The sequence below is a fragment of the Burkholderia sp. Bp8963 genome (assembly GCF_003854275.1).
Classification (GTDB): Bacteria; Pseudomonadota; Gammaproteobacteria; order Burkholderiales; family Burkholderiaceae; genus Burkholderia.
The window spans coordinates 188,469-212,200 of the sequence record NZ_QTQP01000006.1 but is presented as its reverse complement, the minus strand read 5'-3'; the positions used below and the strand labels follow the sequence as shown (position 1 = coordinate 212,200).

Sequence of the window (23,732 nt, the reverse complement as noted above, 5' to 3'; positions counted from 1 at the left end):
GATCACCAGCCACCCACCAGGCCCGGTGACAGCACCCCCCGGATCATTGAAGCGACTGGGGGCGGGAATCATGCCGGGCCTGGCTGGCCAAATCCCCGATTATCGGGGAGCGAAGATAGTAACGGGGGCGACGATCCCGCCGCGCCGTACGCGTGGTCGCGCGGCCTGACGAAGCGTTGGCCGCGGCGCCGTCAGGCCGGTGACGCGCCCTCAGTTGCAGAACGCTACATGCTCGAGCATCGCGAACGCGACGCTCGAATCGAAGTACGCAGCGCCGCACCACGCGACGAACGCGAGCGCGCCGGCCGCGAGCGCGGCACGGATCATGCCCATGCCGGCTTGCCCGGTGCCGGCCGGGCGACGCGCGCATCGTTGATCGGCAGGTGCACCAGTGCCGCGACGATGCCGAGCACGATCGAGCCGATCCACAGCGGCATGTACGAATGCACCGCGTCGTAGACGATCGCGCCGAGCCATACGCCGAAGAAGCTGCCGAGCTGGTGCCCGAAGAACACGAAGCCGAACAGCGTCGCGATGTAGCGCACGCCGAACACCTGCGAGACCACGCCGTTCGTGAGCGGCACCGTGCCGAGCCACGTGAACCCCATCACGGCCGCGAACGCATAGACGCTCGCGGGCGACAGCGGCGCCGCGACGAACGCGGCCATCGTGAGCGAGCGCACGAGGTACAGCACGGACAGCACGTACTTGCGGCGCAGCAGTCCGCCGAGGTGGCCGCACGCATAGGTGCCGGCGACGTTGGTCAGCGCGATCAGCGCGAGCGCGATGCTCGCGTGGCGCGCCGGCAGGCCGTGATCGAGCAGGTACGCAGGCAGGTGGGTCGCGATGAACGCGAGCTGGAAGCCGCATGCGAAGAAGCCGGCGTTGAGCAGCCAGAAGCCGCGGTGCGAGAACGCCTCGCGCACCGCGTCGGCGATCGACTGGTCGTGCTCATGCGTGCCCGATGCGCTCGCGGGGCGGTCGCGCAGCAGCACGGCGAGCGGCGCGAGCACGACGGCGACGAGCGCGAGCGCGACGAACGCATGCCCCCAGCCGATGCCGCCGATCAGGCCCTGCGCGACCGGCACCATGCAGAACTGGCCGAGCCCGCCGATCGCGCCCGCGACGCCGAGCGCCCAGCCGCGCTGCTCGGCCGGGAACATGCGGCTCAGCGCGCCGTAGATCGCGGCGAACGCGGAGCCGGACAGCGCGATGCCGATCACGAGCCCCGCGCCGACCGTGAAGAGGGCGGGCGAGCCCGCGTGCGCCATCGTCACGAGCCCGAGCGCATAGAGCAGCATCCCGGCGACGATCACGCGCGCCGAGCCGAAGCGGTCGGCGATCATCCCCGTGAACGGCTGCGCGATGCCCCAGATCAGGTTCTGCAGCGCGAGCGCGAGGCCGAACGCTTCGCGCGACCAGCCGTGGTCGAGCGTGACGGGGGCGAGGAACAGGCCCTGGACGTGGCGGATGCCGAGCGCCACGCCCATGATCAGTCCGCCTGCGAGGACGGGTAGCCAGCGATATCGGAATTCGTACTTGAGCGGGGGCATCGGGCGTCTCCGGAAGATCGGCGGCGCGCGGCGGAAAGGGCGCGCAGACAGCCCGATTAGACGGCCCGCGCGCGGCGGCGCTCAAGCGATCATTCGGTCGGGTTCGCATGCGCGCTGCGCATGTGACGGGCCGGCGGTACGGTTATGCGGCCGTATGCAGCGGTATGCAGCGGAGATGCGCGTTCCCGTGCGCCGGATCGCCGACGGTGCGGCCACCGGTCCGCTCACGGGTTCGCGGGATCCTGCGCGCGCATCACCACATCGCATTCGGCGGCTTCCGCGCAGATCCAGTCGCGCACGTCGGCCACTTCGCGCCGCGGCGCCGGATCGCGCTGGAACAGCCAGTATCCGTAGCGGTTCGGCGGCGCGGTGCCGCGCGGGCCGAGCACCGCGAGACGGCCGTCCGCGAGCATCGGCGCGACGAGCGCGAGCCGCCCGAGCGCGATGCCTTGCCCCGCGATCGCCGCCTGGATCACCTGGTCGTACTGGTTGAAGCGCAGCACGCCTTTCGGGCGCGCGTCGCCGAGCCCGGTCGCTTGCAGATGATCGAGCCAGCGCAACTGCGTCTGTGGCGGCCCGTCGAATTCGAGCAGCACGTGGCCCGCCAGCGCGGCCGCATCGGCGATCGGCCGCGCGGCGAGCGCCGGATGCGCGACCGGCACCACGGTCTCGTCGAACAGGTGCCGTGCGCCCGCGGGCGCGCGATCGCGCGGACAGTAGCGAATCCCGAGGTCGATGCCTTCGGCGCGCAAATCGAGTACCTTGTCGTTCGCGGCGACGCGCAGGTCGATCTCCGGCAGGCGCGCCTGCAGCCGGCCGAGGCGCGGCAGCAGCCACAGCGCGGTGACGCCGATGCTCGCGGTGATCGTGACGGGCTGGCGCTCGCGCGCGGCGGCGAGCGTGCCGACCGTGTCCTGCAGGCTGCGCAATGCGGCGTCGGCGACGCGGAACAGGCGTTCGCCTTCGGGCGTGAATGCGATCTTCCGGTAGCCGCGCTCGAGCAGCGCGACGCCGAGGTGCGCCTCGAGCGCATGCACCTGGCGGCTGACCGCGGATTGGGTGACGCACAGATCCTGCGCGGCGAGCGTGATGCTCATGCGGCGGCCGACGGCGACGAAGCCGCGCACGAGATCCAGCGACGGAAGACGGACGAGAGGCGTTGACATGCGTTGGACTCATGCGAACGGAGCAGCAAGATTGGTTGAGTTCGCGCGGCGCGTCAAGTTCAATGGAGGCGGACGGGGCCGCGCGCGCAGGTGGCGCGACGCAGCCGGGATGAGCCGGGCAACCGGCCCGAGCGTGGAGACAAGATGACGAATTCGAACCAGACGGCCCGCGAACGGCGCGATGAGCGCGATGAGCGCGACGAGCGCACCGCGGGCCCGCTGCCGCCGGAGCCGGTGACGCTGCACGCGGCGGACGGCTATGCGCTGCGCGGCCATGTATGGCGGCATCGCGCGGCCGCGGCCGGGCGGCCGGTCACGGTCGTGAACTGCGCGACGTCGGTGCGCTGCGACTATTACTTCCGGTTTGCCGCGTGGCTGTACGCGCACGGGCACGACGTGCTCGCCTACGACTATCGCGGCATCGGCGGATCGCGCCCCGCGCGGCTCGCGGGCCTGCGCGCGAACTGGCTCGACTGGGGGCGGCTCGACTGCGAGGCCGCGCTGCAGTACGCGCGCGATCATTTTCCCGGCCAGCCGCTCGACGTCGTCGCGCACAGCATCGGCGGCTTCGCGCTCGGGCTCGCGCCATCGAACGTATACGTGCGACACGTGCTGACGGTCGGCGCGCAGTACGCGTACTGGCGCGATTACTTGCCGGTCGAGCGGCGGCGCATGTGGTGGAAGTGGCACGTCGCGATGCCGGCGCTCGCGGCGGTCTGCGGCTATGTGCCCGCGAAGCGGTTCGGCTGGATGGAGGACACGCCGCGCGGCGTCGCGCTGTCATGGGCGCGTTCGCAGCCGCGCTTCGAGGACGGCTATACGCGTGGCCCGCATGCGGAGAGCGTCGAGACCCGCGCCGGACTGCCCGCGCGCTTCGCGGCGATGTCCGCGCCGATGCTCGCGATCGGCCTCGAGGACGACGCGTTCGGCACCGTCGCCGCGATCGAGCGGCTCGTCGGCTATTACACGGGCAGCGACGTCACGCATCTGCGGATCGCGCCGCGCGATATCGGCGTCGCCGCGATCGGGCACTTCGCGTTCTTCCACAGCCGCTTCACTGACACGCTGTGGCCTGTCGCGCTGCACTGGCTGCAGCACGGCGCGCTGCCGGCCGATGCGCCGGGTGCGGTCCATGCGCACCATCCCGCGGCGCGCTCGCGGCATGGGCACGCCAGTGCGGCGGTGAACGGCTGATCGATTAACATCGGACGCTTTGCCCCGCAGGCCACGTGTCGATGTCCACCCCGTCCGTTCCCGATTCCTCCGCCGGCGCGCAGCGCGCGTATCACGCGTATCGCGCGCAAGCGCTCGACGTGCCGCCGGCCGCGCGGCGCGCGGGCGTGCAGGTCGTACGTATCGATTTCGATTGGCGCGAGCCGCTCGCGTCGCCTGCCTACGCGGCGCTGAGCGATGCCGAGCGCGAGCGGGCCGGCCGCTTCGTCAGATGGGCGGACACGGTGCGCAGCGCCGCGACGCGCGCCGCGCTGCGCGACGTGCTCGGCCCGCAGCTCGGCGTCGCGCCGCATGCGGTGGCGCTCGTCGTCGGCGAGTCCGGCCGCCCGGCGCTCGATCCCGCGCATCGCGCGTCGCTCGATTTCAACGTGTCGCACGCGGGCGATCACGCGCTGATCGCGTGGTCCGCGGCCTGCCGCGTCGGTGTCGACATCGAGCGCAGCGGCCGCGCGATCGACTGGCGCGCGCTGGCCCGCGAGGTCTGCACGCCGGCCGAAGCCGCGTATCTGGACAGCCTGCCGGACCCCGCGCGCGCCGCTGCGTTCATGCGCGTGTGGGCCGCGAAGGAAGCGTTGCTGAAGGCGCTCGGCACGGGCATCGCCGGCGGGCTGCGCGCGTTCGCGGTCGTGCCGCCGCGCGATGCGGCAACGCCGTCGATGCAGGTTGTCGCGCCAGCCGCACCCGCGGCCGGCGTAGCTGCGTTCGACGCCGCGTGGCTCGACGCGGCGCCCGGCTACGCGGCGTGCGTCGCGTGGACGCGCGGCTGACAGCCGCTCATTCGAGTGGCGTGTCGTTCGGCGCATCTTTCGGCGCCGCGTAGCGCGCGTTGATCACGCCGCTTCTCCGGCGACGGAGGAGTGATTCGTGTGTTGTCAGGAACAACTTAAATACAACGTGTGATAAGCCGGGATGTCGGTCAGGCGACCGGGCGGGCGATTCCGGGCATCAGGGAAACTCCCAAGTCGAAATCGGTGAAAAACCACTTGTCTATACAAGTTCGGGTCACTACACTGCATCCATCCCGAACTTGTCTAGACAGGATTGCTCACATGATTACGTTGACCCCCGGCCACCTGACCCTCCCGCAACTGCGCAAGATCGCCCGCGAACCCGTCCAGCTCGCGCTCGACCCGGCAAGCTTCGCGAAGATCGACGCAGGCGCGAAGGCCGTCGCCGACATCGCCGCGAAGGGCGAGCCGGCCTACGGCATCAACACGGGCTTCGGCCGCCTTGCCAGCACGCACATTCCGCACGACCAGCTCGAGCTGCTGCAGAAGAACCTCGTGCTGTCGCACGCGGTCGGCGTCGGCGAGCCGATGGCGCGCTCGTCGGTGCGTCTGCTGATCGCGCTGAAGCTGTCGAGCCTCGGCCGCGGCCACTCGGGCATCCGCCGCGAAGTGATGGACGCGCTGATCAAGCTGTTCAACGCCGACGTGCTGCCGCTGATCCCGGTGAAGGGCTCGGTCGGCGCATCGGGCGACCTCGCGCCGCTCGCACACATGTCGGCCGTGCTGCTCGGCGTCGGCGAAGTGTTCATCCGCGGCGAGCGCGCGAGCGCGGTCGACGGCCTGCGCGTCGCGGGCCTCGCGCCGCTGACGCTGCAGGCGAAGGAAGGCCTCGCACTGCTGAACGGCACGCAGGCATCGACCGCACTGGCGCTCGACAACATGTTCGCGATCGAAGACCTGTACCGCACCGCGCTGGTCGCGGGCGCGCTGTCGGTCGACGCGGCGGCCGGCTCGGTGAAGCCGTTCGACGCGCGCATCCATGAACTGCGCGGCCACCAGGGCCAGATGGACGCGGCAGAGTCCTACCGCACGCTGCTGGAAGGTTCGGCGATCAACCTGTCGCACCGCGACTGCAGCAAGGTGCAGGACCCGTACAGCCTGCGCTGCCAGCCGCAGGTGATGGGCGCGTGTCTCGACCAGATGCGCCATGCGGCTAACGTGCTGCTCGTCGAAGCGAACGCCGTGTCGGACAACCCGCTGATTTTCCCGGACACGGGCGAAGTGCTGTCGGGCGGCAACTTCCACGCGGAGCCGGTCGCGTTCGCGGCCGACAACCTCGCGCTCGCCGCGTCGGAAATCGGCGCACTGGCCGAACGTCGCATCGCACTGCTGATCGATGCGACGCTGTCGGGCCTGCCGCCGTTCCTCGTGAAGGATGGTGGCGTGAACTCGGGCTTCATGATCGCCCACGTGACGGCTGCCGCGCTCGCGTCGGAAAACAAGACGCTCGCGCACCCGGCATCGGTCGACTCGCTGCCGACGTCGGCGAACCAGGAAGACCACGTGTCGATGGCGACGTTCGCCGCGCGCAAGCTCGCCGACATCGCCGACAACACGAAGCACATCCTCGCGATCGAGCTGCTTGCCGCCGCACAGGGCGTCGACCTGCGCGCGCCGCACCACACGAGCCCGAAGCTCGCGGAAGTGATGGAAACGATCCGCGGCAAGGTCGCGCACTACGAGCTCGACCACTACTTCGCACCGGATATCGCGGTGATCGCGAAGCTGGTCGACGAGCGTGCGTTCGCGAAGCACAGCCCGTTCTCGTTCGCGTCGGAACAGTAACGCGATGAGCGCACCGGTCTACCAGGAGATCAAGGACTTCATCCTGGCTCGCATTCACGCCGGCGATTGGGCGGAAGGCGACCAGGTGCCGTCCGAGAACGAGCTGGCCCGCGAGTTCAAGGTCGCGCGCATGACCGTCAACCGCGCGCTGCGCGAGTTGACGGCCGAGCAGGTGATCACGCGCGTGCAGGGTGCCGGCACGTTCGTCGCGCGGCCGAAGTACGAGTCGACCCTGGTGGCGATCCGCAGCATCTCCGAGGAAGTCGCGGCGCGCGGTCATGCGTATCACGCCCGCGTGCTCGGCCTCGCGATGGTGAAGGCCGACGAGGCGCTCGCGGACGAGATGCAGGTCACGGTGCGCGCGAAGCTGTTCCATTCGCAGGTGCTGCATTTCGAGAACGACGAGCCGGTGCAGCTCGAAGAACGTTGGGTGAATCCGGCCGTCGCGCCGGATTACGCCGAGCAGGATTTCACGAACACGACGCCGAACCAGTACCTGATGCGCGCGGCACCGCTGCAGCGCGTCGAGTACCGGATCGAAGCGGCCGCACCCGCGCAGCAGATGCGCGAGCAGCTTCGGATGGACGACGTCGAACCGTGTCTGGTTTTACATCGGCGCACCTGGTCGCAGGGCGTCGTCGCCTCGGTGGCGAATTTGTGGCATCCCGGCAGCCGTTATCGCTTCACCGGGCATTTCTGAATCCTATTGATTATCCATTTCCTTCGGGAGCAGTCGTCATGAACCATCCGAAACACATCGATCCCCGTCTCGATCCGACGCGCACGATCCGTGCGCCGCGTGGCAGCGAGAAGGTCTGCAAGACCTGGCTCGCCGAAGCGGCGTACCGGATGATCCAGAACAACCTGGATCCGGAAGTTGCCGAGCACCCGCACGCGCTCGTCGTGTACGGCGGCATCGGCCGCGCAGCGCGCAACTGGGAATGCTACGACCAGATCCTCGCGTCGCTGAAGGACCTGAACGAAGACGAAACGCTGCTCGTGCAATCGGGCAAGCCGGTCGGTGTGTTCCGCACGCACAAGGATGCGCCGCGCGTGCTGCTCGCGAACTCGAACCTCGTGCCGCACTGGGCGACCTGGGACCACTTCAACGAGCTCGACCGCAAGGGCCTGATGATGTACGGCCAGATGACGGCCGGCAGCTGGATCTACATCGGCAGCCAGGGCATCGTTCAGGGCACCTATGAAACCTTCTTCTCGGTTGCGAACCAGCACTTCAACGGCGACCCGTCGGGCCGCTGGATCCTGACGGGCGGCCTCGGCGGCATGGGCGGCGCGCAGCCGCTGGCAGCGACGATGGCCGGCTTCTCGATGATCGCGGTCGAATGCGACGAGACGCGCATCGACTTCCGCCTGAAGACGCGCTACGTCGACAAGAAGGCGACGACGCTCGACGAGGCGCTCGGCATGATCGAGGAAGCGAAGCGCGCCGGCAAGCCCGTGTCGATCGGCCTGCTCGGCAATGCGGCCGACGTGTTCACGGAACTCGTCAACCGCGGCATCACGCCGGATTGCGTGACCGACCAGACGAGCGCGCACGATCCGATCAACGGCTACCTGCCGCAAGGCTGGACCGTCGCGCAATGGCGCGAGGCGCAGAAGGTCGATCCGCAAAGCATCGTGAAGGTCGCGAAGCAGTCGATGGCCGTGCAGGTGCGCGCGATGCTGACGCTGCAGGAGCGTGGTGCTGCGACGCTCGACTACGGCAACAACATCCGCCAGATGGCGCTGGAAATGGGCGTCGAGAACGCATTCGACTTCCCGGGCTTCGTGCCGGCGTACATCCGCCCGCTGTTCTGCGAAGGCAAGGGCCCGTTCCGCTGGGTCGCGTTGTCCGGCGATCCGGAAGACATCTACAAGACCGACCAGAAGGTGAAGGAGCTGATCCCCGACGATCCGCACCTGCACAACTGGCTCGACATGGCGCGTGAGCGCATCGCGTTCCAGGGCCTGCCGGCACGGATCTGCTGGGTCGGCGTGAAGGATCGCTATCGCCTCGGCCAGGCGTTCAACGAGATGGTGAAGAACGGCGAACTGAAGGCGCCGATCGTGATCGGCCGCGACCACCTCGACACGGGTTCGGTCGCGAGCCCGAACCGCGAGACGGAATCGATGAAGGACGGTTCGGACGCCGTCAGCGACTGGCCGCTGCTGAACGCGCTGCTGAATACCGCAGGCGGCGCATCGTGGGTGTCGCTGCACCACGGCGGCGGTGTCGGCATGGGCTTCTCGCAGCACTCGGGCGTCGTGATCGTCGCCGACGGCACTGCTGAAGCGCACGAGCGTCTCGGCCGCGTGCTGCTGAACGACCCGGCGACGGGCGTGATGCGCCATGCGGACGCCGGCTACGAACTCGCGCAGCAGACGGCCCGCGAAGCCGGCCTGAAGCTGCCGATGCTCGGCCGCTAAGCGATGACGGCGCTCGATCAGGCGCCGGCAGGCGCGGCGGGCACGACGCTGATTCGCGCGTCGTCGCTCGTCGCGTCGCCGTGGAAAAACGGCGGCGGCGTGACGCGCGAGATCGCCGCACATCCGCCTGGCGCGGCGCTCGACGCGTTCGCGTGGCGCGTGAGCGTCGCGGACGTCGGCGAGGCGGGGCCGTTCTCGCGTTTTCCCGGCATCGACCGCACGCTGGTGCTGTTGTCGGGCGCCGGCATGACGCTCGCCGAAGAAGGTGGCGCGCAGCATGTGCTCGATGCGCCGCTCGCGCGCGTGGATTTCGCGGGCGAGACGGCGATCGACGCGACGCTGCACGACGGCGCGACACGCGATTTCAACCTGATGACGCGCCGCGCGACGACGCGCGGGTCGGTCGCCGCGTGGCGCGCCGGCACGCATCGCGTCGAGCGTACGGACACCATGCTGCTGTTCTGCGCGACGGGTACGGTGCAAGTCGTGCTCGACGGCGCAACCCATACGCTTGAAGAACTGGACACGCTGCGGCTCGACGGGCCGCAGCGTGCGTTTGACGTCGCGGTGAGCGGCGACGGCGCGCTGCTCGCCGTGTCGCTTGTCGTGTCACCTGCGGCTGCCGATACGAACTGAACGCATGAAACCGACTGTCTGGCATCACCTGAGGCTGTGTCCGCACGGCCATCCCGACGAGACGATCGACGATGCGGCGATCGCCGTCGACGAAACCGGCACGATCGTCTGGCTCGGCGCGTTCTCCGCGCTGCCGCACGGTTATGCGCACTGGACGCGCGAGGACCTGCACGGCGCGTGGGTCACGCCGGGGCTCGTCGACTGCCATACGCACCTCGTGTACGGCGGCACGCGCGCGGATGAATTCGCGCAGCGCCTCGCGGGCGTCAGCTACGAGGAGATCGCGCGGCAGGGCGGCGGGATCGTGTCGACGGTGCGCGCGACGCGCGACGCCGACGAGGCGACGCTGTTCGTGCAGGCCGCCGCGCGCCTGAAGCCGCTGCTCGCCGAGGGCGTGACCGCGATCGAGATCAAGTCGGGCTACGGGCTCGACCTCGCGAGCGAGCGCAAGATGCTGCGCGTCGCGCGCCAGCTCGCCGAGCGCTTCCCGGTGACGGTCTATACGACCTTCCTCGGCGCGCACGCGTTGCCGCCGGAATATGCGGGTCGCGCGGACGCGTACATCGACGAAGTCTGCAACCGGATGCTGCCGACGCTGGCCGACGAAGGGCTCGTCGACGCGGTCGACGTGTTCTGCGAGCGCATCGGCTTCTCGCTCGCGCAGACGGAACGCGTGTTCGAAGCGGCCTCGCGCCGCGGGCTGCCCGTCAAGCTGCACGCGGAGCAGTTGTCGAACGCGGGCGGTACCGCGCTCGCCGCGCGCTACCGCGCGCTGTCCGCCGACCACCTCGAATTTCTCGACGAAGCCGGCATCGAGGCGATGAAGGCGGCCGGCACGGTCGCCGTGCTGCTGCCCGGCGCTTACTACTTCATTCGCGAGACGCAGTTGCCGCCGCTCGAGCTGCTGCGCAAGCACGGCGTGCCGATCGCGCTTGCGACGGACCACAACCCCGGCACGTCGCCGCTCGAATCGCTGCTGCTGACGATGAACTTCGGCTGCACGCTGTTCCGCATGACGGTGCCCGAAGTGCTGCAGGGCGTGACGCGCCATGCTGCGGCGGCACTCGGCCGCGCGGATCGCCACGGCGCGCTCGAAGCCGGCCGCCAGGCCGATTTCGCGGTGTGGTCGGTCGGCTCGCTCGCGGAGCTCGCTTACTGGATCGGCCGCCCGCTGTGCGAGCAGGTCGTGCGCGGCGGGACGACCGTGTTTCGTCGTACGAACGGATGACAGGATCAACGATGACCGATTCAATGTTGTTCGCAGACCATGCCTACCTGCCTGACGGCTGGCGCCGCAACGTGCTGCTGCGCTGGGACGCGGCCGGCACGCTGACCGAGGTGACGCCCGACACCGACGCGCCGGCCGGCGTCGCGCGCGCGGCGGGCCCCGTTTTGCCCGGCATGCCGAACTTGCACTCGCACGCGTTCCAGCGCGCGATGGCGGGGCTCACCGAATACCGTGCGAACCCGTCCGACAGCTTCTGGAGCTGGCGCGACCTGATGTACCGCTTCGCGCTGAAGATCACGCCCGACGCGCTCGCGGCGGTCGCGCGCTGGCTGTATGTCGAGATGCTGAAGTGCGGCTATACGTCGGTGTGCGAATTCCACTACGTGCATCACGCGCAGGACGGCTCGCGCTATCCGCAGCTCGCCGAACTCGGCACGCGCGTGATCGACGCGGCGCGCGCGGCCGGCATCGGCATCACGATGCTGCCCGTGTCGTACCAGTTCGCGGGCTTCGGCAACAAGCCGCCGCGCGACGACCAGCGTCGCTTCATCAATACGCCCGAAGGCCTGCTCGAACTGCTCGACGCGATGCGCGGCGTCGCGCCGGAAGACGGCACGCTGCGCTACGGCGTCGCGCCGCACTCGCTGCGCGCGGTGTCCGAAAGCGGGCTGCGCGTGCTGCTCGACGGGCTGCCCGACGATGCGCCCGTGCACATCCATATCGCCGAACAGACGGCCGAGGTCGACGACTGCGTGCGCGCTTACGGCGCGCGCCCCGTGCAATGGCTGCTCGATCGTTTCGACGTCGATGCGCGCTGGTGCCTCGTGCACGCGACGCATGTCGACGCGGCCGAGACCGAGGCGCTCGCGAAGCGCCGTGCGGTGGCGGGCCTGTGCCTGACGACCGAGGCGAACCTGGGCGACGGCGTGTTCCCGGCCGTCGACTATCTGGCGCACGGCGGCGTGATCGGCGTCGGTTCCGACAGCCATGCGTCGGTCGACTGGCGCGCCGAGCTGCGCCTGCTCGAATACGGGCAGCGGCTCGTGCATCGCGCGCGCAACGTGCTCGCGAGCGATACCCAGGCGTACGTCGCGGACCGCCTGTTCGATGCGTCGCTCGCAGGCGGCGCGCAGGCGAGCGGGCGGCGTATCGGCGCGCTGCGCGCGGGCTGCCGCGCCGACTGGCTCGTGCTCGACCCCGACCATCCGGCGATTGCCGAGCACGACAGCGCCGCGTGGCTGTCCGGCGCGGTGTTCGCCGAGCACGGCGACACGCCGGTGCGCGACGTCTACACGGGCGGCGAGTGCGTCGTGCGCGAACGCCGCCATCGCGACGAAGCGGCCGCGTATGCCGATTACCGCGCCGCGCTGGCGCAACTGCTGCGCTGACGCGCGGCATCCGGCGCGCGCCACGGTGCGCGCGCCGTTCGAACGATACGGTGAACCGACATGACCGACCAACCGGCTGTATTCACGCTGAAGCAGGGCACGCTGCCGCTGCTGATCTCGATTCCCCACGCGGGCACGTTCATTCCGGACGACATCGCGGCGACGATGACGCCCGACGCGCGCTTCGTCGATGACTGCGACTGGCACCTCGAGCGCCTGTACGGCTTCGCCGTCGCGCTCGGTGCATCGGTGATCGTGCCGTCGCACGCGCGCTATGTCGTCGACCTGAACCGGCCGCCCGACAACGAGAACCTGTATCCGGGGCAGGACACGACCGGGCTCGTACCGGTCGATACGTTCGACAAGGCGCCGCTCTATCCGGCCGGCGCGCTGCCCGACAACGACGAGATCCTGCGACGCCGCGACCGCTACTGGCGGCCGTACCATGACGCGCTGCAGGGCGAGGTCGCGCGCCTGAAGCGCGAGCATGGCCGCGCGCTCGTTTGGGAGGCGCACTCGATCCGCTCGCACGTGCCGCGCTTCTTCGAAGGACGGCTGCCGGACTTCAACTTCGGCACTGCGAACGGTGCAAGCGCAACGCCGGGGCTCGCGGAAACGCTGGCCGCACGCGTGATCGAGCATGGCGGCTATACGGCGGTCGCGAACGGCCGCTTCAAGGGCGGCTACATCACGCGTCATTACGGCGTGCCCGACACGGGCGTGCAGGCCGTGCAGCTCGAACTCGCGCAGATCACCTACATGGAAGAGACGCGTCCTTACGCGTACGACGAATCGCGCGCCGCGCGCGTATCGCAGTTGCTGCAGACGCTCGTCGAAACCGCGCTCGCGCATCGCTGAACACCTGAGTGCGGCATGCGGCGCCGCGCGCAGAACGGGCTTCACCCGCGCGCGCAACGGTGCCGTGTGTTGTGTCATCTGACGAAAAGCGGCATCGATTCTGCAGGTCGATGCCGCTTTTGTTTTGCTCAGGGTTAATACCGGCGTCGGCACCTGAAATTTGACGCAATTTTTAGGTGATATAAGCTGAATGTCAGGTAGTCGTCACATACGAGCCGGCGGCGAACGCGTTCGCGTACTGCTGCGCCGTGCGCCCAGGCCCGCACCGTGACGGTTTGCCGACGTGTCGTTGCGCGGCATCGGCCGCATCGGTTTCACTCGACACGTACTTACGTCAAACAGTCAGTCGAGTTCGATCGTGAAAGCCGCAAGCCCCTCGATACGCCGGACGCGAAGTCCGTCGGCGGGCGCGCCGCATCGCACCGGTCCTGTCCGGCATGCCGATCGCGGTGCGCGGTCCGCCCACTCAAGCCAGCCTCGCGTCATCGTCATTTCCCGCCGCGGCCTGCGCCGCTTCAATCTCGTTTTCACACGCGCGTTCAGCGCGGTTCAGTGCGACGGCAGCGCGTCGCTGTTGCCCTAGCTTCGTTTGCATCGTCCGTTCCAGGTCGTACCGTGCTCCGCAGCGTCGTGCCTGCGATGCGGTGACATGCGTGTGCGCGCGGCGCACCGGCGGTGGCGAGCGCGGCGTGCTCCGTGACCGGTCGCGTGCGTGCCGAGCGTGCTGTGTGTGCTACGTATGCCGTCCAGCAGCGCGATGCACGACCGATACGGCGCGGGAGGAGGGACGATGATGCGTGCGCGTCCTGTCGTCGCCGTGACCGCCGACCGCACGATGCGCGGCGCGCATCCGAGTCATATTGCGGGCGAAAAATACCTGGCCGCGCTCGTCGACGGCGCCGGCGTGCTCGCGCTCGTGCTGCCTGCGCTCGGCGTGCGCCAGCCGGTCGATGCGCTCGTCGCCGCGATCGACGGGCTGCTGTTCACGGGCAGCTATTCGAATGTCGAGCCGCACCGTTACGGCGGACCCGCGAGCGCGCCCGGCACGCTGCACGATCCGGCGCGCGATGCGACCGCGCTGCCGCTGATGCGCGCGGCGATTGATGCCGGTGTGCCCGTGCTCGCGATCTGCCGCGGGATGCAGGAGATGAACGTCGTCTATGGCGGCACGCTGCATCAGCGGCTGCATGCGACCACGGGCTTTGCCGACCATCGCGAGCGGTCGTCCGATCCGCTCGAGTCGCAGTACGGTGCCGCGCACGTCGTGCATTTCGCGACCGACGGCCTGCTGCAGCGGATCGCGCGCGGCGCGCACGAAGCGACGGTGAATTCGCTGCACGACCAGGGCATCGCGCGGCTCGGCGCGGGCCTTGCGGTCGAGGCGACCGCGCCCGACGGGCTGATCGAGGCCGTGAGCGTTCGCGGCGCGCGTGCATTCGCGCTCGGCGTGCAATGGCATCCCGAATGGCGGTTCGCCGAGCAGCCGCTGTCGCGCGACATCTTCGCGGCATTCGGCGCGGCGTGCCGCGCGCGCATGACGCATCGTTTCCATGCGGCCCGACGTTGCGCGATGGCGCCGCCTGACCCATCCGACGTCCACTGAAAGAGGCCGATCATGCAACCCGAACTGGGCGAATTCCTGAGACAGCATCGCATCACCGAGGTCGAGGCGATCATTCCGGATATGGCCGGCATCGCGCGCGGCAAGATCATTCCGCGCAACAAGTTCGAGTCCGGCGAATCGATGCGCCTGCCGCAGGCCGTGATGGTGCAGACCGTCACCGGCGACTATCCGGAAGACGGCACGCTGACCGGCGTCACCGATCCCGACATGGTGTGCGTGCCGGATCCGTCGACGATCTGCCTGATCCCGTGGGCCGTCGATCCGACCGCGCAGGTGATCCACGACTGCGTGCACTTCGACGGCTCGCCCGTCGAAATCTCGCCGCGCTACGTGCTGCGGCACGTGCTCGAGCTGTACAAGGCGAAAGGCTGGCAGCCTGTCGTGGCGCCCGAGCTCGAGTTCTACCTGGTCGACATGAACGCCGATCCCGACCTGCCGTTGCGTCCACCAGTCGGCCGCACCGGGCGCGCGGAGACGGGGCGCCAGTCGTATTCGATCGAGGCCGTCAACGAATTCGATCCGCTGTTCGAGGACATCTACGAATACTGCGAGATGCAGGGGCTCGACATCGAGACGCTGATCCATGAAGTCGGCGCCGCGCAGATGGAGATCAACTTCGTGCACGGCGATGCGCTGTCGCTCGCCGACCAGGTGTTCCTGTTCAAGCGCACGGTGCGCGAGGCCGCGCTGCGCCACAACATGTACGCGACCTTCATGGCGAAGCCGATGGAAAACGAGCCAGGCTCCGCGATGCACATTCACCAGAGCCTCGCGGATCCGCAGACGGGCATGAACCTGTTCTCCGACGCAAACGGCAACGCAACGCCGCTGTTTCGCGGCTATCTCGCCGGGCTGCAGAAATACACGCCGGCGCTGATGCCGATCTTCGCGCCGTACATCAACTCGTACCGCCGGCTGTCGCGCTTCATGGCCGCGCCGATCAACGTGCAGTGGGGTTACGACAATCGCACGGTCGGTTTCCGGATCCCGCAGGCGAGCCCCGTCGCGCGGCGCATCGAGAACCGCATTCCGGGTGTCGACTGCAATCCGTATCTCGTGTTCGCGGCGACGCTCGCGGCCGGTTATCTCGGCATTACGCAGCGGCTGGAGCCGACCGAGCCGATCGCGTCCGACGGCTACGACCTGCCGTACCAGTTGCCGCGCAATCTCGAGGAGGGGATCTCGCTGATGGCGGCGTGCACGCCGCTTTCCGGGATTCTCGGCGACAAGTTCGTGAAGGCGTATCTCGCGTTGAAGGAAACGGAGTACGAAGCGTTCTTCCGCGTGATCAGTTCGTGGGAGCGCAGGCATCTGCTGCTGCACGTGTGACACGCGACGCTGCATGCTTCGCACCGGGATTCCGGCATTCAGGAGGACAGCATGACCGACCACTTCGCACACCCGGGCACCACGCCGCGCACGACCGCGCAGTATCGTGCGCTCGACGCCGCGCATCACATCCATCCGTTCTCCGACATGGGCGCGCTCAATCGCGCGGGCAGCCGCGTGATCGTGAAGGCGGACGGCGTCTACCTGTGGGATTCGGACGGCAACAGGATCATCGACGGGATGGCCGGCCTGTGGTGCGTGAACGTCGGCTACGGCCGCGCGGAGCTGATCGACGCAGCCGCGCGCCAGATGCGCGAGCTGCCGTTCTACAACACGTTCTTCAAGACGACGCATCCGCCGGTCATCGAACTTTCGGCGCTGCTCGCCGAGGTGTCACCGGACGGCTTCAACCACTTCTTCTATTGCAACAGCGGCTCGGAAGGCAACGACACGGTGCTGCGCGTCGTGCACCAGTACTGGCGCGTGCTCGGCCAGCCGCAGAAGAAATACGTGATCTCGCGCAGGAACGGCTATCACGGCTCGACGATCGGGGGCGCGACGCTCGGCGGGATGGACTACATGCACGAGCAGATGTCGTCGAAGGTCGAGCACGTCGTACATGTCGATCAGCCATATTTCTTCGGCGAAGCGCAGGCCGGCGAAACGCCGGAAGCGTTCGGCCTCGCACGCGCGCAGCAGCTCGAGGCGAAGATCCTCGAGCTCGGCGCGGAGAACGTCGCCGCGTTCATCGGAGAGCCGTTCCAGGGCGCGGGCGGCGTGATCTTCCCGCCGTCGACGTACTGGCCGGAAATCGAGCGGATCTGCCGCCAGTACGACATCCTGCTCGTCGCGGACGAAGTGATCGGCGCGTTCGGCCGTACCGGCGAATGGTTCGCACACCAGTACTTCGGCTTCGAGCCGGACCTGATGACGCTCGCGAAGGGGCTGACGAGCGGCTACGTGCCGATGGGGGCGGTCGCGCTGCACGACCGCGTCGCGCAGGCGCTGATCGAGCACGGCGAGTTCAATCACGGGATGACGTATTCGGGCCACCCGGTCGCGGCGGCGGTCGCGGTCGCGAACCTGAAGCTGCTGCGCGACGACGGGATCGTCGCGCGCGTGAAGCGCGACATCGGGCCGTATTTCCAGCGCCGGCTGCGCGATACGCTAGGCGGACATCCACTCGTCGGCGAGATCGCCGGCACGGGGCTCGTCGCGGGTGTGCAGCTCGCGCGCGACCCGGCGCGGCGCATGCGATTCGACAATGGCGCGGAGGTGGGCTCGATCTGCCGCGACTTCTGCTTCAACGGCAACCTGATCATGCGCGCGACCGGCGACCGGATGCTGCTGTCGCCGCCGCTCGTGATCGGCGAGGCCGAGGTCGACGAGATCGTCGAGAAGGCGAAGCGTGCGTTCGATGCGACTGCGGAGCGAGTGGGGCGGTGATGCGCGATGGTGGTGTAGCGCGGCGTCGGACGCAGGCCGGGAAACCGGTGTGCGCATCTGCACCGGGAAAACGAAAAGGCCCTGTGTCGTGAGACGCAGGGCCTTGAATTCTTTGGTGGGCGGTACTGGGATCGAACCAGTGACCCCTGCCGTGTGAAGGCAGTGCTCTACCGCTGAGCTAACCGCCCAAAGAAGATGAAATTATGTCAGAGCTTTTCGACTTCGTAAAGCACTTTCTGCAAATTTTTTTACTTTCCGTCGCAGAAGTTCTTCAGCCGCCTGACAACGGCTCGATCACGTCGAGCCGGCGCGCTTGAGCGCCGGCGGAATGATACGCGATTTTGATCGCGTGGCAAGCCCGGCGCGGCTGGTCGGGCTGGAATCCGGAGCGGCGGTTCAAGCCGAGCGCGCAGTATCAGCCCTGCGACGGCGGCACGTAGCCCGATGCCTGGTCCGCGCCTTCGCCGAAGAAGTACTTTTCCGTCTGCTTCATCAGATACTGGCGCGCGCGCGGGTCGGCCATGTTCAGGCGGTTTTCGTTGATCAGCATCGTCTGCTGCTTGAGCCAGCCTTGCCACGCCTCTTTCGAGACGCTTTCGTAGATGCGCTTGCCGAGCTCGCCCGGCAGCGGCGGGAAATCGAGACCTTCGGCTTCCTTGCCGAGCTTCGCGCATTGAACCATTCGAGCCATCGTGTACTTCTCCTGTAAGCGTTCTGGGGGAGGGCGGCGGTGCTCAGAGCTGCTTCATCAGCACGAGCGACTTGCGCTGCCAGTTGTAGAGTTTGCGGCGGTCTTCCGGCAGGTCGTCGACGGTCGCCTTGACGAAGCCGCGCTTGAGGAACCAGTGCTCGGTGCGCGTCGTGAGCACGAAGATGTGCGTGAGCCCGCGCGCGCGCGCACGCTGCTCGATGCGCTTGAGGAGCCGCTCGCCGTCGCCGGAGCCTTGCGCCTCCGGTGACACGGTCAGGCATGCCATCTCGCCGATCTTTTCCTGCTGGTACGGATACAGCGCCGCGCAGCCGAACAGCACGCTGTCGTGCTCGATCACCGAGAAATGGTCGATGTCGCGTTCGATCTGGTGACGGCCGCGGCGCACCAGCGTGCCGTCCGTCTCGAGCGGTTCGATCAGCGACAGGATGCCGCCGACGTCGTCCGGCGTCGCCTCGCGCAGGCTCTCGAGGTTCTCGTACGAGATCATCGTGCCGACGCCGTCGTGCAGGAACAGCTCGAGCAGCATGCTGCCGTCGAGCGTCTGCGGGATCAGGTGCGCACGCGTCACGCCGCCGCGGCACGCGCGGATCGAATGCTTCAGGAAGAACGCGTCGTCGCCCTGTACGTTGCCGGAGTCGAGCAGTTCCGCCGCCGCGTCGAGCGACATTTCGCGCACCAGCTCGCCTTCCTCGTCGACGATGCCGGGCCCTTCGGTCAGGAAGATGATCTTGTCGGCGCGCAATGCGATTGCGGCGGCCGACGCGACGTCTTCCATCGACAGGTTGAACGCCTCGCCCGTCGGCGAAAAACCGAGCGGCGACAGCAGCACGAGCTTGCGGCTCGCGAGCGAATGGCGGATCGACTCGGCGTCGATCTTGCGCACGATGCCCGTGTGCGCGAAATCGACCCCGTCGAGAATCCCGACCGGCCGCGCCGTCACGAAGTTGCCGGACACGACGCTGATGTGCGCGTGCGCCATCGGCGAGTTCGGCAGGCCCTGGCTGATCGCGGCCTCGATATCGAGGCGCACTTCGCCCGCCGCTTCCTTCGCGGATTCGAGCGCGCGTGCATCGGTGATGCGCAGCCCGTGCGAAAACTCGGATTCGACACCGTGCAGGCTCAGTTGCTCTTCGACCTGCGGTCGCGAGCCGTGCACGAGCACGATCTGGATGCCCATTGCCTGCAGCAGCGCGATGTCGGACACCAGTGCGTTGAGGAGCCCCTGCTGTACGACTTCGCCACCGAAGCCGACGACGAACGTGCTGTTGCGGAACTTGTGGATGTAGGGCGCGACCGAACGCATCCAGTCGACGAACTGGGCGTGGCTCGCGGCGTCGTCGGACGTCGCGGGGTTCGCGGCGCCGGACTGGGCGGTGGGGAGGTCGGTTTGGGAATTCATGGCCGGGATTATAATGCGCCCCCATGTCGAATGTACCTAAAAGTCCCGCGCCGACGCGGGCCAACGCGCCGTCGGGCCGGCACCTGGATGGTGCGCCCGACGCACGCGGGCCGCGCCGTGAGCGCGCGCCGCGCGCCGCCGTTACCCCCAATCGCGTTCCGCCGATCACGTACCCGGAAAGCCTGCCCGTGTCGGGCAAGCGCGACGAGATCGCGCGCGCGATCGCCGGTCATCAGGTTGTCATCGTCTGCGGCGAGACGGGCTCGGGCAAGACCACGCAGCTGCCGAAGATCTGCCTCGACCTTGGCCGCGGCCTCGGCGCGGGCGGCACGGGCCTGATCGGCCATACGCAGCCGCGCCGGCTCGCCGCGTCGTCAACGGGCCGCCGCATCGCCGAGGAGCTCGGCACGCCGTTCGGCGAAGTGGTCGGCTACAAGGTGCGCTTCACCGACAATCTCGCGCCGGGCGCGTCGGTCAAGCTGATGACGGACGGGATCCTGCTCGCCGAGACGCAGGCCGATCCGCTGCTGAAGGCATACGACACGCTGATCATCGACGAGGCGCACGAGCGCAGCCTGAACATCGACTTCCTGCTCGGCTACCTGAAGGAGATCCTGCCGAAGCGTCCGGACCTGAAGCTGATCGTCACGTCCGCGACGATCGACGCCGACCGCTTCGCGCGCCACTTCGGCAGCGACGAACGGCCGGCGCCGGTGATCGAGGTGAGCGGGCGCCTGTATCCGGTCGAGATGCGCTACCGCCCGGTGGCCGAGGACCGTCCGGCCGTCAAGAATGCCGAAGGCACGGCCAGTCGTGACCGCGGTGACCGCGTGAAGACCGCGCGCGAAGCCGAGCGCGACCTGATGGACGCGATCGTCGACGCGGTCGACGAGCTGTGCCGCGAAGGCTCGGGCGACGTGCTGGTGTTCCTGCCCGGCGAACGCGAGATCCGCGACGCGGCCGAGGCGCTGCGCAAGCATCATCCGCCGCACACCGAGATCCTGCCGCTGTTCGCGCGGCTGTCCGCGGCCGAGCAGGACAAGGTGTTCAAGCCGTCGAATGCGCGCCGCATCGTGCTCGCGACGAACGTCGCCGAGACCTCGCTGACGGTGCCGGGCATCCGCTACGTCGTCGATACAGGCCTCGCGCGCGTGAAGCGCTATTCGTACCGGAACAAGGTCGAGCAGCTGCAGGTCGAGTCGATCTCGCAGGCCGCCGCGAACCAGCGCGCGGGCCGCTGCGGCCGGGTTGCGGACGGCATCTGCATTCGCCTGTACGAGGAAACCGATTACCAGGCGCGGGCGCGCTTCACGGATCCGGAAATCCTGCGCTCGTCGCTCGCGTCGGTGATTCTGCGGATGAAGTCGCTGCACCTGACGGCGATCGAAACGTTTCCATTCCTCGAGCCGCCGCCGGGCCGCGCGATCGCGGACGGCTACCAGCTGCTCAATGAACTCGGCGCGGTCGACGACGACAACGCGCTGACCCCGCTCGGCCGCGAACTCGCGCGCCTGCCGCTCGACCCGCGGGTCGGCCGGATGATCCTCGGTGCGCGCGACCAGCAGGCGCTGCGCGACGTGCTGATCATCGCGAGCGCGCTATCGGTGCAGGATCCGCGCGACCGGCCGATCGAAGCGCAGGAACAGGCCGACCAGGCGCACCGCCGGTTCGCCGACGAGCGGTCCGAATTCCTGCAGTGGCTGAAGATCTGGGCGTGGTTCGAGGAAGCGGTCGCGCACAAGAAGTCGAACCGCCAGCTGATCGACGCGTGCCGCGCGAACTTCCTGTCGCATCTTCGGCTGCGCGAGTGGCGCGACGTGCATTCGCAACTGCTGACGGTGGTGCGCGAGCACGGCTGGCGCCTGAACGAAGCCGAGGCGACCTACGAGCAGATCCATCTGGCCCTGTTGACGGGCCTGCTCGGCAACCTCGGCCTGAAGGCCGAGGACGAGCCGCACTATCTCGGCGCGCGCGGGATCAAGTTCTTCCTGTGGCCGGGCTCCGCGCTCGCGAAGAAGGCAGGGCGCTGGGTGATGGCGGCCGAACTCGTCGAGACGAGCCGGCTGTACGCGCGCTGCCTTGCGAAGATCGAGCCCGAGTGGATCGAGAAGGTCGGCGCACACCTGCTGAAGAAGTCGCTGTCCGAGCCGCACTGGGAAAAGCGCCCGGCGCAGGTGAGCGCGTTCGAGCGCGCGACGCTGTACGGGCTGCCCGTCTACCACCGGCGGCGCGTCGCATTCGGCAAGCAGGATCCGGCGCGCGCACGCGAGCTGTTCATCCGCGGCGCGCTCGTCGATGGCGAGTTCGACACGAAGCTGGCGTTTTTCGCGCACAACCGCAAGCTGCTCGCGGACATCGAGCAGCTCGAGCACAAGTCGCGCCGCCAGGACGTGCTGGTCGACGACGAACTGATCCACGCGTTCTACGACCAGGCGATTCCGCAAGGGATCCACACGGGTGCCGCGTTCGAGCGCTGGTATCGCGACGAGGCGAAGAAGAGCGGCCAGCCGGAGGACAAGCTGCGCCTGCTGTACCTGTCGCGCGACGACCTGATGCGCCACGAGGCGGCGGGCGTGACGACCGACCTGTTCCCGAAGCGCGCGACGATGGCGGGCGTCGAGATGGCGCTCACCTACCATTTCGAGCCGGGCACGCCGCGCGACGGCGTGACGCTCGCGGTGCCGCTCTACGCGTTGAACCAGGTCGATGCGCGCCGCTGCGAGTGGCTCGTGCCGGGGATGCTGAAGGAGAAGGTGCAGCTGCTGCTGAAGTCGCTGCCGCAGAAGCTGCGCCGGCACTGCGTGCCGCTGCCCGAATACGCGGCTGGCTTCGTCGAGCGGATGGGGCGCGAGCGCTTTGGCGCGGGCGGGCTCGTCGAGGCGCTGATCGCCGACGTGCGCAACGAGACGCAGGTCATGATGAAGACGAGCGACTTCAAGCTCGAGACGCTGCCCGCGCACCTGTTCATGAACTTCAAGGTGATCGACGAGCATGGCCGCCAGCTCGCGATGGGGCGCAATCTCGCGCAGCTGCGCCAGGAACTCGGCGCGCAGGCGCAGCAGCAGTTCCAGAAGATCGCCGCGGCGGCGACGATCACGGCCGGCGCCGGCGATGCTGTCGATGCGTCCCCGTCTGGGTCGCCGTCCGCGGTCGCGGGCACTGCAGCGGCCACCGCCAAAGGCGCCACGAGTGGCAAGGGCGGCAAGGGCGTGCCGCCACAGACCGCCGCCCCGGCGGAAGCCGGCGCGACGGCGCTGTACGAGAACCTGACGACGTGGAACTTCGGCAAGCTGCCCGAGCTGCTGGAGATCCGCCGGCGCGGGCAGACGCTGTTCGGCTACCCGGCGCTCGTCGACCGCACCACGCATTGCGACGTCGAGGTGTTCGATTCGCCGGAGGAAGCCGCGCGCATCCACCGCGCGGGGCTGCGGCGGCTGTTCGCGCTGCAGCTGAAGGAACCGATCAAGTACCTGGAGAAGAACCTGCCGGGCCTGCGCGAGATGGCGATGCAGTACATGTCGCTCGGTACGCAGGACGAGCTGCGCGACCAGCTGATCGACACCGCGCTCGACCGCGCGTGCCTGCAGGATCCGCTGCCCGACGATGACGCGAGTTTCCACGCGCGGCGCGACGAGGGCCGCAACCGCCTGAACCTGCTCGCACAGGAAATCGCGCGGCTCGTCGGGCAGATCCTCGCCGAATATGCGGGGCTCGCGAAGAAGCTTGCGCAGGCGAAACCGTTCGCGTCCGCGCACGCGGACCTGCAGCAACAACTGACGGCACTCGTCGGCAAGCGCTTCGTGATCGACACGCCTTACGCGCAGCTTGCGCATTTCCCGCGCTACCTGAAGGGGATCGCGCTGCGGATCGACAAGCTGAAGGCCGATCCGGCCCGCGATACGAAGCAGCTCGCCGAGCTGCAGCCGCTCTCGCAGCAGTACCAGCGTGCGGTGTCGCAGCGTGGCGGCGTCGCCGATGCGCGGCTCGCGGAATTCCGCTGGCTGCTCGAGGAGCTGCGGATTTCGCTGTTCGCGCAGGAGCTGCGCACGCCGATGCCGGTGTCGGTGAAGCGGTTGCACAAGGTCTGGGAGTCGATGCAGCGCTAGGTGCGACGCGCGGGGGCGGCTGCCGCCGGGCGCCGCAGGGACAAAACGCCGATG

18 protein-coding genes and 1 tRNA gene are annotated in these 23,732 nt (G+C 68.5%); 13 read left to right on the top strand and 6 right to left on the bottom strand.

What is annotated here, in order from left to right; translation table 11 throughout:
* Positions 1-210: 210 nt before the first annotated feature.
* The 3 genes from DID96_RS38805 to DID96_RS07710 form a co-directional block, all read right to left on the bottom strand.
* Positions 211-333 carry a hypothetical protein gene (locus tag DID96_RS38805; protein ID WP_260463821.1) on the bottom strand — a complete coding sequence of 41 codons (123 nt, stop codon included), beginning with the start codon at positions 331-333 and terminating at the stop codon, positions 211-213.
* On the bottom strand, positions 324-1,553 hold the full coding sequence (locus tag DID96_RS07715; protein WP_124598764.1) for an MFS transporter: 1,230 nt from the start codon (positions 1,551-1,553) through the stop codon (positions 324-326). The genes DID96_RS38805 and DID96_RS07715 overlap by 10 nt, the downstream gene beginning before the upstream one ends.
* A gap of 224 nt (positions 1,554-1,777) precedes the next feature.
* Positions 1,778-2,719, bottom strand: a complete 942-nt coding sequence (locus DID96_RS07710; RefSeq protein WP_124598763.1) for a LysR substrate-binding domain-containing protein — start codon at positions 2,717-2,719, stop codon at positions 1,778-1,780.
* Positions 2,720-2,863: 144 nt separating this feature from the next.
* Between DID96_RS07710 and DID96_RS07705 the strand changes: the two genes are divergently transcribed.
* The 12 genes from DID96_RS07705 (at position 2,864) to DID96_RS07645 (ending at position 17,461) form a co-directional block, all read left to right on the top strand.
* A complete protein-coding gene (locus DID96_RS07705) occupies positions 2,864-3,913 on the top strand; it encodes an alpha/beta fold hydrolase (RefSeq protein WP_124598762.1) in 1,050 nt (349 codons plus the stop codon).
* A 41-nt stretch (positions 3,914-3,954) separates the two neighbouring features.
* Positions 3,955-4,719 (top strand): 4'-phosphopantetheinyl transferase superfamily protein, encoded by a 765-nt coding sequence (locus DID96_RS07700; RefSeq protein WP_124598761.1) that lies wholly within the window; start codon positions 3,955-3,957, stop codon positions 4,717-4,719.
* A 282-nt stretch (positions 4,720-5,001) separates the two neighbouring features.
* Positions 5,002-6,525, top strand: coding sequence for a histidine ammonia-lyase (gene hutH / locus DID96_RS07695; protein WP_124598760.1), 1,524 nt, complete (start codon positions 5,002-5,004; stop codon positions 6,523-6,525).
* 4 nt (positions 6,526-6,529) lie between these two features.
* Complete coding sequence (gene hutC / locus DID96_RS07690; protein WP_124598759.1) at positions 6,530-7,225, top strand: histidine utilization repressor; 696 nt, start codon at positions 6,530-6,532, stop codon at positions 7,223-7,225.
* A 38-nt stretch (positions 7,226-7,263) separates the two neighbouring features.
* Positions 7,264-8,952: a urocanate hydratase gene (gene hutU, locus DID96_RS07685; RefSeq protein ID WP_124598758.1), complete on the top strand. Its 1,689-nt coding sequence runs from the start codon at positions 7,264-7,266 to the stop codon at positions 8,950-8,952.
* A gap of 3 nt (positions 8,953-8,955) precedes the next feature.
* Complete coding sequence (locus DID96_RS07680) at positions 8,956-9,588, top strand: HutD family protein (protein WP_124598757.1); 633 nt, start codon at positions 8,956-8,958, stop codon at positions 9,586-9,588.
* A 4-nt stretch (positions 9,589-9,592) separates the two neighbouring features.
* Positions 9,593-10,816: an imidazolonepropionase gene (gene hutI / locus DID96_RS07675; protein ID WP_124598756.1), complete on the top strand. Its 1,224-nt coding sequence runs from the start codon at positions 9,593-9,595 to the stop codon at positions 10,814-10,816.
* An 11-nt stretch (positions 10,817-10,827) separates the two neighbouring features.
* Complete coding sequence (locus DID96_RS07670) at positions 10,828-12,204, top strand: formimidoylglutamate deiminase (RefSeq protein WP_124598755.1); 1,377 nt, start codon at positions 10,828-10,830, stop codon at positions 12,202-12,204.
* Between the two features lie 60 nt (positions 12,205-12,264).
* Entirely contained in the window at positions 12,265-13,062 is a 798-nt protein-coding gene (hutG, locus tag DID96_RS07665) for an N-formylglutamate deformylase (protein WP_124598754.1), read from the top strand.
* A 793-nt stretch (positions 13,063-13,855) separates the two neighbouring features.
* A complete protein-coding gene (locus DID96_RS07655) occupies positions 13,856-14,665 on the top strand; it encodes a gamma-glutamyl-gamma-aminobutyrate hydrolase family protein (protein WP_124598774.1) in 810 nt (269 codons plus the stop codon).
* 12 nt (positions 14,666-14,677) lie between these two features.
* Positions 14,678-16,015 carry a glutamine synthetase family protein gene (locus tag DID96_RS07650; protein WP_124598752.1) on the top strand — a complete coding sequence of 446 codons (1,338 nt, stop codon included), beginning with the start codon at positions 14,678-14,680 and terminating at the stop codon, positions 16,013-16,015.
* A 51-nt stretch (positions 16,016-16,066) separates the two neighbouring features.
* On the top strand, positions 16,067-17,461 hold the full coding sequence (locus tag DID96_RS07645) for an aspartate aminotransferase family protein (RefSeq protein WP_124598751.1): 1,395 nt from the start codon (positions 16,067-16,069) through the stop codon (positions 17,459-17,461).
* A 113-nt stretch (positions 17,462-17,574) separates the two neighbouring features.
* Here the strand turns inward: DID96_RS07645 and DID96_RS07640 are convergent.
* From DID96_RS07640 to argA, 3 genes are all read right to left on the bottom strand, one after another.
* Positions 17,575-17,649, bottom strand: a tRNA-Val gene (locus DID96_RS07640).
* A 227-nt stretch (positions 17,650-17,876) separates the two neighbouring features.
* Positions 17,877-18,152 (bottom strand): oxidative damage protection protein, encoded by a 276-nt coding sequence (locus tag DID96_RS07635; protein ID WP_124598750.1) that lies wholly within the window; start codon positions 18,150-18,152, stop codon positions 17,877-17,879.
* A 43-nt stretch (positions 18,153-18,195) separates the two neighbouring features.
* Entirely contained in the window at positions 18,196-19,572 is a 1,377-nt protein-coding gene (gene argA, locus DID96_RS07630; protein ID WP_124598749.1) for an amino-acid N-acetyltransferase, read from the bottom strand.
* Positions 19,573-19,595: 23 nt separating this feature from the next.
* On the opposite strand from argA, the gene hrpA reads away from it, so the two are divergent.
* Complete coding sequence (gene hrpA, locus DID96_RS07625; protein ID WP_124598748.1) at positions 19,596-23,678, top strand: ATP-dependent RNA helicase HrpA; 4,083 nt, start codon at positions 19,596-19,598, stop codon at positions 23,676-23,678.
* The last annotated feature ends 54 nt before the right edge of the window (positions 23,679-23,732 follow it).

Excerpts from the sequence above, each read along its gene's own strand:
- DID96_RS38805 (WP_260463821.1), bottom strand. The coding sequence starts at position 333 with ATGGGCATGATCCGTGCCGCGCTCGCGGCCGGCGCGCTCGCGTTCGTC.
- DID96_RS07715 (WP_124598764.1), bottom strand. The coding sequence starts at position 1,553 with ATGCCCCCGCTCAAGTACGAATTCCGATATCGCTGGCTACCCGTCCTC.
- DID96_RS07710 (WP_124598763.1), bottom strand. The coding sequence starts at position 2,719 with ATGTCAACGCCTCTCGTCCGTCTTCCGTCGCTGGATCTCGTGCGCGGC.
- DID96_RS07705 (WP_124598762.1), top strand. The coding sequence starts at position 2,864 with ATGACGAATTCGAACCAGACGGCCCGCGAACGGCGCGATGAGCGCGAT.
- DID96_RS07700 (WP_124598761.1), top strand. The coding sequence starts at position 3,955 with ATGTCCACCCCGTCCGTTCCCGATTCCTCCGCCGGCGCGCAGCGCGCG.
- hutH (WP_124598760.1), top strand. The coding sequence starts at position 5,002 with ATGATTACGTTGACCCCCGGCCACCTGACCCTCCCGCAACTGCGCAAG.
- hutC (WP_124598759.1), top strand. The coding sequence starts at position 6,530 with ATGAGCGCACCGGTCTACCAGGAGATCAAGGACTTCATCCTGGCTCGC.
- hutU (WP_124598758.1), top strand. The coding sequence starts at position 7,264 with ATGAACCATCCGAAACACATCGATCCCCGTCTCGATCCGACGCGCACG.
- DID96_RS07680 (WP_124598757.1), top strand. The coding sequence starts at position 8,956 with ATGACGGCGCTCGATCAGGCGCCGGCAGGCGCGGCGGGCACGACGCTG.
- hutI (WP_124598756.1), top strand. The coding sequence starts at position 9,593 with ATGAAACCGACTGTCTGGCATCACCTGAGGCTGTGTCCGCACGGCCAT.
- DID96_RS07670 (WP_124598755.1), top strand. The coding sequence starts at position 10,828 with ATGACCGATTCAATGTTGTTCGCAGACCATGCCTACCTGCCTGACGGC.
- hutG (WP_124598754.1), top strand. The coding sequence starts at position 12,265 with ATGACCGACCAACCGGCTGTATTCACGCTGAAGCAGGGCACGCTGCCG.
- DID96_RS07655 (WP_124598774.1), top strand. The coding sequence starts at position 13,856 with ATGCGTGCGCGTCCTGTCGTCGCCGTGACCGCCGACCGCACGATGCGC.
- DID96_RS07650 (WP_124598752.1), top strand. The coding sequence starts at position 14,678 with ATGCAACCCGAACTGGGCGAATTCCTGAGACAGCATCGCATCACCGAG.
- DID96_RS07645 (WP_124598751.1), top strand. The coding sequence starts at position 16,067 with ATGACCGACCACTTCGCACACCCGGGCACCACGCCGCGCACGACCGCG.
- DID96_RS07635 (WP_124598750.1), bottom strand. The coding sequence starts at position 18,152 with ATGGCTCGAATGGTTCAATGCGCGAAGCTCGGCAAGGAAGCCGAAGGT.
- argA (WP_124598749.1), bottom strand. The coding sequence starts at position 19,572 with ATGAATTCCCAAACCGACCTCCCCACCGCCCAGTCCGGCGCCGCGAAC.
- hrpA (WP_124598748.1), top strand. The coding sequence starts at position 19,596 with ATGTCGAATGTACCTAAAAGTCCCGCGCCGACGCGGGCCAACGCGCCG.